The following is a 14,026-nucleotide window of genomic DNA, read 5'->3' as shown; positions in this document are numbered from 1 at the left end:
TCGTCACGGGAACTCGACGGGGCTCAGGCAAGGGGCGTGCCACGAGGGCGCCGGGAAACCGGCGGTGGCGGATTTGATGGGGTTTTTCAGGCCGCTGGGTGGGCCAAGCGGCGGTTGATGCGGGGGCGACCGTCCGGTCCGGTCGGGCGGGGGCGGTCTGGTCAACGGATGCCTCGAAGCGGCTGTCGGGCACGGCCTTCGACCCGTCTATGCCCGACCGGCACGTTTAGGCGCCGCTTCCCAACCGTACTGCCGGTTCTTCGATTCAATGTCCGATGGAACGCGCCACCGAGGGACGCTCGCCGAATAAGGAGGGCGACGGCACTACTTCCCCGCCGGCGGCTGCCACAGCTCGACCTTGTTGCCCTCCGGATCGATCACCCAGCCGAACTTGCCGTATTCGGAGTCGTCCACGCGATCCATGACGTTGCAGCCCTCGGCCCGCAGCGCCGCCAGCAGCGCCGTCAGGTCGCGCACGCGGAAATTGACCATGAAGGACGCTGTGCTCGGCTCGAAATGCTTTGTGTCGGCCGGGAACGGCGTCCACGCCGTCGTGCCGGACGGGTTCTCGGGCGTACCCCAAGTCAGCTTCGCGCCGCCCCAGGGCTTCACGTCGAGGCCGAGATGGTCGCGATACCACGCCGAAAGCGCGGCCGGATCCTTCGCCTTGAAAAACAAACCGCCGATGCCGGTCACGCGTTCCATTGCTTTCCCCTTGCTGCACAACAGTCGGATGGCGCCGAACGACGAGGTCTCGGCATTCGCGTCGCGCAGGAGATGTCACGTTGCACGCCGGTCGGGCGATGGTAGCGGTGCGCGGATGCGGCGGCGCGCCGATCGTCGCCGACGCGGCAGGCACGCAAGCTCCGACGCAAACAAAAAGCCCCGCACTAAGCGGGGCTTTTCGACACGACTGCTTGTTGCGTGTTACTCGCCCAGACCCACCGCGAGCTCGACGCGCCGGTTCGTCGCCTGGTTCGCCGGCGACGTGTTGGCCACCTTCGGATTGTTCGGCCCGTACCAGAACTTCACCATGCGCGACTCGTCCACGCCCTGCGTCGCCAGGTAGCTGCCGACCATGTCGGCACGTCGGCGCGAAAGGCCTTCGTTATGGTCGCGGCTGCCGACGTTGTCGGTGTAGCCGGCGATCACCACGTACGACCGCGGCTTCTCCTTCATGAAGGCCGCGACCTTATCGAGATCCGCGGTGTCTGCCGCGACCAGCGCCGTCTTGTTCGTCGCGAAGTTCACGTCATCGATCTTCAGGCCGACGATCTTCTTGTCGGTCGACGTCTCGACATGCTCGGTCACCTTGACGTCGTACAGCGCGCCGCTCGTGTAGTCCGGGTGGTGCACGAAGTCCGCGAGCGGAATCACGCGCGAACACGAATTGAGCGTCGCGACGTCCGCCTTCAACGACTCTGCGCGCGAGCCCGTCGCGCTGCTGATCACGTAGAAGCAAACGTCGTTTTCCTTCGCGATCTTGCGCGCCACGTCCGCCGGGTTTGCGCCGGTGTATTCGCCGTCCCAGAACACGAACGCCGCGGTGCGTCCCTGCAGCGGCTTCACGATGCTCTCCAGCTTCACCAGCCCGCTGCGGAGCGGTGTAATACCCGAGCCCTTCGTGCGCACGGTGTCCAGCGCGGCCGCAACTTTTTCGCGGTTGTACGGCTGCACCGGCAGGTTGTCCTGCCAATCGGTGTACGTGTAGATGCCCACGTTGTGGCCGAGATCCGGGAAGTACGCGTTGCGCGCCTTCATCAGATCCGTCACCACCTGCACCACCGGGCGATCGGTGTCCTCGAAATCCCGGTTCGACGATGACGACGTATCGAGCAGGAAGATCGCATTGTCCGCAACCTTCACCAGCTGATTCGTCTTCACCACGTTGTTGACGATGTCGTCCCGCGTAATGATCTCCACGGCCCAGGACGGCGCAGCAGCGAGACCCCCGAGAACAACGGTTGCAACCGCACTCCAGATCTTCGACTTCCGTTGCATGGCACATCTCCAAGTCGCGAGCCCCGTGGCCGCCGCTTGAGAGATTGATCGCGACCGAAATCGCGGTTGTTCAATAACCGTGAATCTGCACCAATGGGCACGACGGTTCGCCTGTGGAGGCAGGTCGAAATATCTTTAGCGGCGACGCGTTGTCGTGCGTGATGCGTGCGGTGGCCGCGTTGATGTCACGTAGCGGGCGCGACCGCGTGTCCATGTACATATATACCTGTCCGCGCGGAACTCACTCTCAACGCTGCGTCGGCCTTCCGTGATCGCGACGTCGTCTGCCTGGCAACCGCAAACGCAGCGGACGGATTTCTGTGTCGCTGCGAATATGACGAGCTTGGGCTCCGTGAGCCTCTTCGCAACCGGAGGGCCGATCAGGGCCCGATCTACGCCACGCCGCCGTCGATGCAGCGGCGTGCATTACACGCGGCGTCCCTCGGACCAGCTCGCGTGCTTCGCGCAGGGCGAAGGACAACACCACGACGTCTTACGGAGGGGAAATCACGAACGAAAGGAGCGTGTCTGACGTCTGTATCGGCTTCGCACCCATCGCTTCGTACAAAGCGATGGCCCGGTGATTGCTCATCCGTACGCCCTTGATCACGAACTCCATGCAACCCTTCTCGCGCGCCTTCAACCGCAATTGTTCGATGACTGCCGAGCCGTACCCGCGGGACCGTTTCGCGGAATCGACTTCGATCTTCTCCAGAACGAATTTGCCGCCGGTGCTGAACCAGCCGTACGCACGCCCGATGCGAACGCCATCCAGCCACGGCTCGATCACGTAATGCTGCCGCTCCTCGCTTTCCTCGAAGTGCCAGTCAGCGCGAAACTGGAGGTCGCGAGATTGCAAGTTATGTCCTGTCTCTGTCGGCAAAATTGTGGGCGACCCGTGCGGCGGAGCGGTGTGTCGATGGGTGCCGGTGCTTCGGCGTGCCCGCATCCGCCTGAGGCAGTCGAACGGATAATGTGGTCGCGTGTGGTGCATCGGGGCGCGCGTTGACGCGATGCACTGCCCACGTCGCGCCATTCGAGCCACGCAAGGGTACAGCTGCGGGCGCATGCTGGCCGTCAGTGCGGCGCAGGCATTGGAGATTCGGCGCGAACGCCGGTCGTTCGAGACCACGTCGTACTTCATGTGCAGCGAGACCTCGCGTCAGTTCCCCAAGCCCTGAACTGAAGGCGTGCACCTCGATCGAGCCTCGTTGCCACGCAGCGAGGCTTCGGTCCGCGGTCGCCGCTGCTAGGGGCAGCCCGACTTGTTCGCCTGCGGTGGGCTCGAGTACGCGACCGCGCCTTTGCGGCAAAACGCATACATGAATTGCTTCGGATTCGAGCTGCCCGGCGGGCTGGCGCTCGAGTGGAGTTCCTTCCCGGCGCGGTCGACCAAGCGCACTGTCGACCCGCCCGCCGCGTCCACGGACATCTCCACGACCTGCCCACCCGGTAACGCCATGGTGCGCTTCTGTCCCGGCGGTATCAGGTCGTCGAACTTGAAGCTGACGCCGCCGTTGTCCCATATGGAGCCGACGAATCCGACGGGTTCGGCCGCTGAGCTGGCCGCGATCGGAAGCAGAGCGAGTAACGCGATCAGTGCGAAGCGCTTCATGTCACTCTCCAGTTTTGCGGACAGACCAGTGAATACCTGACACGGAAGTCAACATACGAGGACGCCTCGTCGAAGCACATGTGCGGCCCATATCGCCGCGAGTGTCCCGACAATCCCGCGCCTCACACGGCCATCAGCTCGACTCTGTCGCAACCCCGTCGAGCACCCGAACGCGCCGCGCGCGAGGGGCGCCGCTTGGCGGAATTGCTATGTCTCCGATCGCCGTTTCCACCAGCCCCTGAGTCCGATCAGCAGCATAGCGGCAAGTAGGACGGCAGACGCCGCGAATACACCACGGCACACGGATCCCGATCCGATGCCAGATGCGTCAATCCCGCTTACAACGCACCTCCGTGCGCCCGATCCGGCGGCCACCCAGAGCTCGATCAGCAGCATGAGGCCGACGATCGCCAAGGCCAGCGTCTGGCCTAGGCGCGGGCGATTGAACGCGCTCGCCAATTGCGCGCAACCGGCGACCACAAACGCGGTGGCTGCCAAATACGCCACCCAGGCCGGGGCGTTCAATCCTTCGGGGTACAGCGCGATCATGCCGGCCGTAAAGACGCCGACCGCGATGATGGCCGCGCCGAAGAGCCTGGGATGCGAATCGGCTGCGTTCAAAGGTTTGGAACTCCGGTCAAGCCACGCAGCGGCGTCCGGCTGCACGAGTTCGGGAGCGCCACTCTCGACAACGCGCGCACACGCCTAGCGAGGGCCGACGGCGTTAACCAGCTGCGGTATCGCAAGAAAGATGCTCAGCATGGAGTAGTCATCACCGTCCTCGATCTGCTTGAACACGCGCGTGATCGGGAAAACGATCTTCGAGTGCTCGGGCAATAACACACCCATGCCCTCCTGATTCTCGACCCAGCGGCCATTCAGGGCCTTGTAGTGCTCAATGATCGCGGTGCCGAGAAATGCCCCGTAGATGTTCGCGACCTTCACCTTGGGCTCGCCGGAATATGCCGAGCGCTGTGCACTCACATCGTCCGACAGCCACTTGATGCTCTCCGCGTCGTATCCAAGAGATGGCGACACATTGGAGCGGAGCGATTGCAGCAAGTTGTCCGCGTAGCTTCGAAGGGTAGTGGACGTCTGGAGCGGTACTTCCTCGTAGATCGGCCCCGCCGGAGCCGGCTGCGCCTTACCCCATTTCAGCGAAAATGGATTCTTCATTGGCGCATGCTCCTTACCTGGCTAGGGCGACATTCGCCACTGGGTCGCGTGATGCTGGACGGGCAAGCGACCGTGGTCAAGCAAGGGTGGTTGGTGGCGCACTGTCCGATGTCCGCATCCGAAGTGACGCACTTGTCGTATTGCTTCGATTGCGCATAACACCTGAGTTAAGCCGCGGCGCGTAGTGGAGGTTTTGCAGTGGCAAGCTCTATCTGCCACTGCAAAGCTGGAACGAAGCGACGTCGGCTCGGACGAATTGTTAGGCCTGTTGCCGCGCAGGCCGGCGCCCATCACTGGCGGTCGCCTTTGAACCAGACGATCAGCACCAAAGCAAAGGTTGCGGCGAGTACCCCGGCGTAAAAAGGCACAGCGTCGGTTTCGGGTGGGAAGCGCACGTACACCATGGCGAGCGCCGCGACGTACAAGCCAACGACCACCCAGCCCTGCCATGCAATCGGCAAGCCAAAACCGACGCCGAACTTCTTGGAAGGAAACCAGTACCTCGGCGGTTCGTTCACCACGTCCTCCTTGATTTGTCCAAACGGGCCTAACACCTGAGTTAAGCCGCGCCGCGGAGCGGCGTCGGCTTGGACGAATTGTTAGCGCTCAGGCCTGGAAGGCTACGACTCATGCTTTGCCAGCGCCGAAAACCGAGGAATACCAGTACGCACCTTTGCGGCGGAACCAGGCCGAGTTGTCCGCGCTCTCCAGCCCTGCCAGTTGGCTCATCGGTACCTCATATCGATAGAGCAGGCCCGCCAGCTCCCGGAGCGAATCATCGTCTACTGGTGCCGCCCGTAGCGACAGAATGATTTCGTCCCGTTCGCCCCAGACCTCTGCCACCGCCGGAATACTCTTCGCCCAGCCAAAGAAGCTGTTTTCGTCTCCTGCTGACAGGAACTGGACACGCTTGCAGCGGACTTCTGACATGAGCGCTAACACCTGAGTTAAGCCGCGCCGCGAAGCGGCGTCGGCTTGGACGAATTGTTAGCGCCCACCGCCAGATGGGCTCCGCTGTCGGATTTGGGCAAGCTGCAGTGTTCCTGCAGGCCGAAAATAGTATTGATTACTCTCACTTGGCGCTCCAAGCCGGCCAATAACCGTTGCCCAGCTGCCCGCCAACTCCGCGCAGGCTCGTGGGTCGCTAGTGACACACTCTAGGCCGTTCTCGACAGCGGAATGGTCCGCCAACTCAGACGAGCCAAAGATGTAGACGTGACCCTCTAGAGCTCGAGCAACGCCGCGCACCGCGACCAACCTGCCGCGCAGCGCCGATGGGTTCGCCAAAATGACGGCAAACGGGACGCGACAAACCTTTTCGGAAAAGCCGCCCGAATAGGCGCAATGAACGTCCAAGTCGACTGGGGCGCTCACTGCCGACGAGCTGGTTCGCGAGCAGGCGGCTAAGTAAGCTGCTGCGATCAAAAGACCTGCTAGTAGGGAACGTTTCAAGTGGGCGCTAACACCTGAGTTAAGCCGCGCCGCGAAGCGGCGTCGGCTTGGACGAGTTGTTAGGCAGCGGCCGAGCTACCCATGGAAACGACATGCCTGCGCCAGCTAATCGAAGGCAAATGTCGACTCAGAAAATAGAAAAAGTGAAGGTCGTCTGCATCGATGCCATCGAAAGTTAGGTCGAGTCGCATGCTCACAGCCCGCAATGGGTGGAGCAATAGCGAGCGGTGAATGACTAGCCCGTTGTGTTCGACTGCAACTCTAGATGCCATACCGCTTGCCAGCAGCTCGAATTCTGCGCTAACGACACCGTCGGTAAGGTCCCAAGAGTTTCCGCCGGACCGAAAGAAGAAGCGACCGTTGTACCCATACACAGCATAGAAGCGGCGCCACGGAAAGCCGCGAGCAAACTCGTGGTTCGCGAAGCCGTGAACCACACTTTCCCGTGCTTTTCCCCAGGACGTCCGACGGCTGCCGTCCTCCGGATTGAGATGATGGTGCACCCAAGCACTTCCCCAAGACCTCAAGACAACCATGCGCTGCCTAACACCTGACTTAAGCCGCGCCGCGAAGCGGCGTCGGCTTGGACGAATTGTTAGGCCCCAACCTTGGGAAGCACGGGAGCCGCGTTCTAAACTGGTGTTAAGGCGCATGCCCGGGTGTTCAGGATTCGGCTCTTCTAGCGACGCGACGACCGTACGCAGCGGCGCGCTTGCGAGCGGCGACCTTAATCTTGTCGGCCACCGAATGAAGCCGCAATCCAATAGGAGAAGTAGCAGCGCGATGGGCAAGGGCGCAAGAAAAAACAATGGAGGCGCGTTCTTCACCCACCGAATCAGCGGAATCCCCAAGCCACTCGAGACGGCGGGAGTCACGAGGAACGAAGCCGTGAAATAGAGCCCAAAAAGCGTGCCCCGGTAGAACCATCGGGTCACAAGAATGGGGCTGTTGATCGACTCAGTCGAGAGCAAGAACGCGGCGATCCATCCTCTACTCATGAGTCCAGCTAAGGGAATAATTATCAGCAGCAGCGAAAGCAGCCGTTCTGCAACGGTAAAGTGCATTGTTAAATCTCAAAAAGAGTTTCGTTGCTGAATGCTTTGCCGTTGGGGAGACGTGCAGCCGCCTCTGGGGCCTAACACCTGAGTTAAGCCGCGCCGCGAAGCGGCGTCCGCTTGGACGAATTGTTAGCGCGCATGCCAGAGACCCAAGGCGGCGGCCGCCAGGGACAACACGAGCACCGCGCGAGCTAGTGCACCCCAAATTCCGCTTGACGCGTTGGGCGCACAACGCCAAATGCTCACCGACGCGTACACGGCGTAGCTGATCAGCACCGCGCCGGACAGCCCATCGGACCACCAATTGTCTTGCGGGCCGCGCCAAAATGGATACGTGACAGCAAAGCAGATCAGTAGGGCAGCCGACTGCCCAGCCACACCAACGAGCCAGTACGCTTGCCAGAGCTTCGCCTCGCCAGACCAGCAGCGACGGAAGAAGCCTTTTGGTATTGCACCTGCGATCGCGTTCATCTGCGCGCTAACACCTGAGTTAAGCCGCGCCGCGAAGCGGCGTCGGCTTGGACGAATTGTTAGGGCTCAGCCGACTTGAACTGCAGCGGATCGAACCCGTACATCCACTGGTTCAGAGCGCCGCCCGAACTCTCCAGGCCGGACGCTTCCAAAAGCTCCTCGAAGACCGTTGCAACACGTTCGGCGTCTTCCGTATCGAGTGCCTCGCGATCAACCAGGACCAGCGACTTTTGGAAAACAGCCAGGACTTCGCCGTCGGATGCGCCGGCGGCACGCGCCGACGCCAAGGCGGCTGCGGCCGAATCGACTGCGCCATTCAGCGATGCACGTACCAGCGGGTCATTGACGCCCGTATAGAGGCCATGCGCATCTGCTGCGAAATGGTCCTGACCCGCAAACGAGGCAAGGGCCTTTTCAGCGTCGGCAGGTTCCATCGCGAATGCCGGGTAGACGAGCAGCAGGAGCACAAAGCTTACGACGAGAGCGAATTGTTTTCCCATGAGCCCTAACACCTGAGTTAAGCCGCGCCGCGAAGCGGCGTCGGCTTGGACGAATTGTTAGGCCCCTCAGCGGACCTGTTCGATTGCCGGCTGGGACTCACACGTAAGCTCATAACTCGCACCAGCCTTGAAGCGCTTCATTAGCGTAGGCGGCCCGTCTACAGAAACCCAACCCGGGCATTGATAGGCGATCTCGTGCCGGCCAGGCGACACCCAAAGCGCACGTGCAGGTCCCCCTGGCACCGCGTGTGTGCCGACCGAAAGCAAGCCATCGACCCCCGGCACGAATGGGTAGTCGGGGCGTTCGCGAACGGAGAGATGCGCCATGGTCCCGCTGGCGGGCACGTCCAAGGCAAACGGTGCGCTCGTGCATCCGGAGAGGAATATCAGCAGCAGGATGCTCGCAAGCTTCATGAGGGGCCTAACACCTGAGTTAAGCCGCGCCGCGAAGCGGCGTCGGCTTGGACGAATTGTTAGGCCGCAGCTTGGCGCAACGCCTCATTTGGCGGTCTGTTCGCACAGGCGCGTGGCGAGCATGCCCGGTGGGGGCGGCGACGTACTCACCGTGCACTTGTAGCCGCACTCGTACTCAGGCACGGAACCTTCCTCCGGATGTGTCTTCGCGAGTACGGCCTTCGCGGCCGCGCGACATTCCTCAAGGGTTGCGAAGTGTCCTATCGCCAGATCAAAGGGAGTCTGGCCCGTCTTCGGATAGACCAAACCTTCCCAGTTGTGCTTCTCGCACCCAGCGACCAGTACACAAACGAGCGCCAGAAAAGACAGGCCAGATCGCGAGGATGTTTTCATGCGGCCTAACACCTGAGTTAAGCCGCGCCGCGAAGCGGCGTCGGCTTGGACGAATTGTTAGGCCTCATAGCCACGAGACCAGCCCAGCCATTTGCCAGCTGGCACTAGTTTGACCGTGAGCGCATCGGCGGGCCACATTGCTACAAGGGCGACCGCGCCCGCGAGCAGGCCTACACCTGGTTGAGTAAGGCCTAGCCAGGCCGCTCCGATGAGACTGCCTAAGAGCGACAGCGCAACGCACCAGAACTGGAAGTCAAACTGGCGATTAAGTGCCGCGTGGCAAGCAGGGCAACGGACGTTAGACCAACGGGAGATCTTCCACACTGACCAGGGCACGAACGAGTGGCCGCAGCGTGGACAGCTTCGGGCGCCGGTGGAAGTGTTCATGAGGCCTAACACCTGAGTTGAGCCGCGCCGCGAAGCGGCGTCGGCTTGGACGAATTGTTAGGCCCCAGCTTACGGGACCGCCAGGGCTATGAGCTCGGCGCGGCTGAGCGCAGCAGTGGGAGCTGCGGAAATGGTGCCGCACAACACGCGGTCAGGGCCCGACGCAATTTCGCGAAGATCGTACTGAATGGGAAAGACGTCGGTGAGTGACAGGCCGAGGAAGCTTGCCAGCGCCTCCGGCCCATGAGTATCACGCCCAATATCGTGGTACCTCGCGAGCTCAAACGATTTACCGCTGGGCCCGAAAACCTGCAGCGTTAAAAAGTGCTCGTTGTGGCTCGGCTGATCGATGCTGAAGTTGCCGATTAACCCAGCGATGCTCTCGCCGTTCGCAAGCCGCAACTGGGTGGCGACCAAGCGGCACGCCAAGCTCGAGACCGGCAGGCGCTCAACCGGAACGACAAACACGTCTTCGTCGCGCACAAGGTCGAGTTGCCACACTCTGGCGGCTAAGAGCCGAAGCGGAGACAGCGAATGCAGCGGACGGCTCATGCTGGGGCCTAACACCTGAGTTAAGCCGCGCCGCGAAGCGGCGTCGGCTTGGACGAATTGTTAGGCCACTTACCGACCAACTGCGAGCGTGACTTCTTCAGTTGCGATGATCGCGCCGTTCGACTTGATCTGAGATTCGTACGACGCGGATTCACCGTTCGGCGCGACCGTGACCGTGAAGGCCACCGCGCTTGTACCAGGCGCTCCGGTTGCACCGACCTCCGCCTTTGCCGGAACGCCGGCTTTGACGACGAGCACGGGCTGCGACAGAACATTGTTATTGCGCAAATCGCGCACGGTGGCAGACACCCGGAACGTATTGGCTCCCGCGCGGGCGACGGAAACGTTTACGGCTGGACGGGCGCCGGCCCAGGCAGCACCCGCAGGAGTGGCAACTGGTGCGGCGGTTGCTGCGGCGGCGATAGCGAACAGCGAGAGAGCGAAGAGCTGCTTCATGGGACCTCCTTGTGGTTTCAATGAGTGGCCTAACACCGATTCTGTCTTCAAAATAGGACGGTAACGCCAATCGGCGGGCGTCTGCCAACGGATCGCAACTTCAAACCTGCGAAATCAGCCACTTAGAAGCCGTCAGCCTCGGCACGGCAACGCTGATCGGTCTTACAGCGGTACATGGAGTTGTCGCGCGTTACTCCGTAGGCATGGCCACTGTAGCGGACCGACGACAGAACCGGATTGTTCCTACGCACAGTAAGAACAGCGACCTACAGAAAAAGTTCTTCGTGCAGTCCATCTTACCCGCCTCGAATTGAGGTGTTGCGGGGGATGTACGGCATGGATGCGTTGGTAAATATTTACCGCGGACTGCGGCGGTTGCGTGTTCGTTTGCGCGAGGAGCGCGGTCGGTACGGTTCGCGCGCCGGATCAGGGCAAACTCGCAGTCCGGGAGTGCCGCCCGCTACGGAAATGAGCTCGGTGGCGAACGTGCCGCGCGCGCCTACAGCGGCCAAACAATCGGGGAGTGCTGCGGCGTTCAGTTCTGGCCCACAGGACGACGGCATTCGCTGGCTCGGTGAGCCTTGGGACAATGACCTCGCCGGGCGGGCCACCCGGCCTCCGATCACGAAGCACACGGAGCCCGGCGGCAAGCGTCTCCTCGATCTCGTGCGCGAGCGGGTGCGCGTGCGCCACTACAGCATCCGCACGGAGCGCGCTTACGTCAGCTGGGTGCGGCGCTTCATCATCGCGAACGGGCGGCGGCATCCCCGCGAGTTGGGCGGGCCCGAGGTCGAGCGCTTCCTGACAGATCTCGCTGCACGCGATGACGTCGCGTCGGGCACGCAGAACCAGGCACTCGCCGCGCTGCTGTTCCTGTATCGCGAGGTGCTCGGCCTTAAGCTGCCTTGGATGCAGGATGTCGTGCGCGCGAAGCGGCCTCGTCGTTTGCCTGTCGTGCTGTCGCGATCGGAAGTCGATCGACTGCTCGGTGCGATGGACGGCCAGACGCGGCTGATGGCGGCGTTGTTGTATGGCACAGGCATGCGCTTGATGGAATGCACGCGGCTTCGCGTCAAGAACATCGACTTCGAGCGCTGCGAAATTCTTGTGCGCGAAGGCAAGGGCGACAAGGATCGTCGCGTGCCGTTGCCGCAGACGCTGCGAGAAGACCTGCGTCGTGCGATCGAGCGTGCGTTGCTACTGCATCGGCACGATCTTGCGGAAGGGTTCGGCGAAGCGCGACTGCCGCATGCGCTTGCGAAGAAGTATCCGACCGCGGCTCGCGATCCCGGTTGGCAGTTCGTGTTCCCTTCGGCGCAGCGGTCGGTCGATCCACGCACCGGGCGCACGCATCGTCACCACGTCGACGACAGTGCGCTCCAGCGCGCGGTCAAGCGTGCACGTACGCTCGCAAGCATCACGAAGCCAGCCACATGCCACACGTTGCGACATTCGTTCGCCACGCATCTGCTCGAAGCGGGGCAGGACATCCGCACGGTGCAGGAGTTGCTCGGACACAAGGATCTCGGCACGACGCAGATCTACACGCACGTGCTCGGACGCGGTGCCGGCGCGGTGCTCAGCCCGCTGGATCGACAGTTCTGATCAAATGCCGGCGCCTGCAAACGGTCTAGGTCTCTAGACGCATCACAGTACACACGGAGCATTGCGCTACTTAGAGCGCGACGCGCATCAATCCGCGTCGCGATCAATCCCGTACTTGCGCAATTTCTCGACCAGTGTCGTCCGACGCAGACCGAGCAATGGCGCCGCATGCGCGACCACGCCGTTCGCCTGCTGCAACGCGGCCTGGATCAGCTCGAGCTCGAGCTCCGCCATGTGGCTCTTGAGGTCGAGGCCTTCCGGCGGAAGCGTGGCGCGCGGATTGATCGTCGTCGGGTCGGCACCATCGGCACCGTTACGCGCGGACGGAAGGACCGACGGCGCAAGCGCCGGCGCGGGCGTCGCGGCGACAACAGGTTCTTCGAGGATTTCCGGCGCGCCAGCGCGATAACGCGCGGGCAGGTCGCTGGCGCGCACCTGTCCATTCGGATGCAGCACCGCCAGGCGTTCGAGCAGGTTGTGCAGCTCGCGTACGTTGCCGGGCCAGTGGTAGTGCTTCAGCACATTGACTGCTTCGCCGGTCAGCGTGACGCGACCGCGACCGCTGTCGGCGAGCTGTCGCGTAATCGCCGCGATCAGATCGAGTAGGTCCTCGCTGCGTTCGCGCAGTGCGGGCATCTCGATCGGGAAGACGTTGAGTCGGTAGAACAGGTCTTCTCGGAACTTGCCTTCCGCGATGTGCCCTTCGAGGTTGCGGTGCGTCGCGGCGATCACGCGCACGTTGCACGAATACACCTGCGTGCCGCCGACGCGCTCGAACGTGCGTTCCTGGAGGACGCGCAGCAGCTTGACCTGCATCGCCATCGGCATGTCGCCGATTTCGTCGAGCAGCAGCGTGCCGCCCTCGGCCATTTCGAAACGGCCCTTGCGTTGCGTGAGTGCGCCGGTGAACGCGCCTTTTTCGTGGCCGAACAGTTCGCTTTCGAGCAGGTCGGCCGGGATCGCGCCGCAGTTGATCGCAACGAACGGCTTGCCGGCGCGCTTGCTGCGCTCGTGGATGGTGCGCGCGACGACTTCCTTGCCCGTGCCCGATTCACCAAGCACCAGCACCGTGGTATCGAAGCCGGCGACCTGGTCGATCATGCGATTCAGTCGCACGACCGCTTCGGACGAGCCGGTCGGCCCGACGTTCTGCTTTTCCTGGCGTTCCTCCGCATCGATACGCTTGAGGCTCGCGCGACGCAGCGCTTCCTGCAGTTGCGGGCGACGGATCGGGTAATCGAGCGGCCACACCGCATCGGGATGCACGAGCGAACGCCATGGCGCGCGCTCGTCATGGCCGGGCAGCACCATCAGCGGCGAGTGCAGCGGTTGACGCGACAGCCAGTCGACGAACTTCGTCCACGCATCCGCGTCGCCGACATCGCCGGCGACGATCGCGACCCAGTCACTCGCTTTCGCGCGCGACAGATCGAGGTCGGCCGCATCGGCGACGAGGCGCGGCGTGAAGTCCATGAATTCCAGCAGGGTGGCGACGCGTTCGGCACGCGCCATGTCGCCATCCACGACCAGAATGCGCGACTCGCTCATTCGGTGGCTCCGACCTCCGCGCCCGCGCGGCCGGCAAGTTTCTCCAGCAGCGGCATGACGTCGTGGATGTAGGAGAGCTTGCTGACGAACGCGTCGGCACCGGCGCGCAATGCGTGCTCACGGTGTTCGGCGTCGTCGAAATGACTGGCGATGACGACGTAGGGCGGGGCGTCCTGCGCCTTGATCAGGCGCGTAGCCTGCAGGCCGCCCATCTCGGGCATGGCAAGGTCCATCAGCACGACGTCGGGCCGCAGCGCCTCGCACTGCGCGATCGCCTCGATGCCGTTGCCGGCGGAACCGACGATGTTCACCCAGTCGAGTCGACGAAGGTGGCGCACGGCCGCGTTGATAAAGCCTTCGTGGTCGTCGACCAACAGGACGCTCAGCATTCGGATCTC

General features: G+C 62.7%; 14 protein-coding genes. 1 reads left to right on the top strand and 13 read right to left on the bottom strand.

Annotation, left to right across the window (positions count from 1 at the left end):
• Nucleotides 1–324: 324 nt before the first annotated feature.
• The 11 genes from ACVWWW_RS12600 to ACVWWW_RS12550 all read right to left on the bottom strand — a co-directional run bounded on the left by ACVWWW_RS12600 (nucleotide 325) and on the right by ACVWWW_RS12550 (nucleotide 10,475).
• On the bottom strand, nucleotides 325–705 hold the full coding sequence (locus ACVWWW_RS12600) for a VOC family protein (protein WP_027083239.1): 381 nt from the start codon (nucleotides 703–705) through the stop codon (nucleotides 325–327).
• 222 nt (nucleotides 706–927) lie between these two features.
• On the bottom strand, nucleotides 928–2,001 hold the full coding sequence (locus ACVWWW_RS12595; protein WP_081672129.1) for an OmpA family protein: 1,074 nt from the start codon (nucleotides 1,999–2,001) through the stop codon (nucleotides 928–930).
• Nucleotides 2,002–2,494: 493 nt separating this feature from the next.
• Nucleotides 2,495–3,145, bottom strand: a complete 651-nt coding sequence (locus tag ACVWWW_RS12590) for a GNAT family N-acetyltransferase (RefSeq protein ID WP_081672131.1) — start codon at nucleotides 3,143–3,145, stop codon at nucleotides 2,495–2,497.
• A gap of 105 nt (nucleotides 3,146–3,250) precedes the next feature.
• On the bottom strand, nucleotides 3,251–3,616 hold the full coding sequence (locus ACVWWW_RS12585; protein WP_027083242.1) for a hypothetical protein: 366 nt from the start codon (nucleotides 3,614–3,616) through the stop codon (nucleotides 3,251–3,253).
• 207 nt (nucleotides 3,617–3,823) lie between these two features.
• Nucleotides 3,824–4,237 (bottom strand): hypothetical protein, encoded by a 414-nt coding sequence (locus ACVWWW_RS12580; protein ID WP_155914333.1) that lies wholly within the window; start codon nucleotides 4,235–4,237, stop codon nucleotides 3,824–3,826.
• A gap of 84 nt (nucleotides 4,238–4,321) precedes the next feature.
• The gene (locus ACVWWW_RS12575; protein WP_027083244.1) at nucleotides 4,322–4,792 is read right to left on the bottom strand and encodes a hypothetical protein; all 471 of its coding nucleotides are present in this window, start codon (nucleotides 4,790–4,792) and stop codon (nucleotides 4,322–4,324) included.
• A 290-nt stretch (nucleotides 4,793–5,082) separates the two neighbouring features.
• The gene (locus tag ACVWWW_RS12570) at nucleotides 5,083–5,310 is read right to left on the bottom strand and encodes a hypothetical protein (RefSeq protein ID WP_027083245.1); all 228 of its coding nucleotides are present in this window, start codon (nucleotides 5,308–5,310) and stop codon (nucleotides 5,083–5,085) included.
• 109 nt (nucleotides 5,311–5,419) lie between these two features.
• On the bottom strand, nucleotides 5,420–5,722 hold the full coding sequence (locus ACVWWW_RS12565) for a hypothetical protein (protein WP_027083246.1): 303 nt from the start codon (nucleotides 5,720–5,722) through the stop codon (nucleotides 5,420–5,422).
• Between the two features lie 2,110 nt (nucleotides 5,723–7,832).
• Entirely contained in the window at nucleotides 7,833–8,240 is a 408-nt protein-coding gene (locus ACVWWW_RS12560) for a DUF4844 domain-containing protein (protein WP_051235208.1), read from the bottom strand.
• A gap of 1,296 nt (nucleotides 8,241–9,536) precedes the next feature.
• Nucleotides 9,537–10,019 (bottom strand): hypothetical protein, encoded by a 483-nt coding sequence (locus ACVWWW_RS12555; RefSeq protein WP_027083248.1) that lies wholly within the window; start codon nucleotides 10,017–10,019, stop codon nucleotides 9,537–9,539.
• Between the two features lie 69 nt (nucleotides 10,020–10,088).
• Entirely contained in the window at nucleotides 10,089–10,475 is a 387-nt protein-coding gene (locus ACVWWW_RS12550) for a hypothetical protein (protein ID WP_155914335.1), read from the bottom strand.
• Nucleotides 10,476–11,096: 621 nt separating this feature from the next.
• Between ACVWWW_RS12550 and ACVWWW_RS12545 the strand changes: the two genes are divergently transcribed.
• Nucleotides 11,097–12,080, top strand: coding sequence for an integron integrase (locus tag ACVWWW_RS12545; RefSeq protein WP_027083250.1), 984 nt, complete (start codon nucleotides 11,097–11,099; stop codon nucleotides 12,078–12,080).
• An 87-nt stretch (nucleotides 12,081–12,167) separates the two neighbouring features.
• Here ACVWWW_RS12545 and ACVWWW_RS12540 read toward each other — a convergent pair whose 3' ends face one another.
• Nucleotides 12,168–13,628 (bottom strand): sigma-54-dependent transcriptional regulator, encoded by a 1,461-nt coding sequence (locus ACVWWW_RS12540; RefSeq protein WP_027083251.1) that lies wholly within the window; start codon nucleotides 13,626–13,628, stop codon nucleotides 12,168–12,170.
• Nucleotides 13,625–14,023, bottom strand: coding sequence for a response regulator (locus tag ACVWWW_RS12535; protein WP_027083252.1), 399 nt, complete (start codon nucleotides 14,021–14,023; stop codon nucleotides 13,625–13,627). The genes ACVWWW_RS12540 and ACVWWW_RS12535 overlap by 4 nt, the downstream gene beginning before the upstream one ends.
• Nucleotides 14,024–14,026: the final 3 nt, after the last annotated feature.

The organism is Lysobacter sp. HA18 (assembly GCF_054057595.1).
Note: the sequence above shows the minus strand (reverse complement) of the source record. Positions and strands in the feature narration are given on the sequence as shown.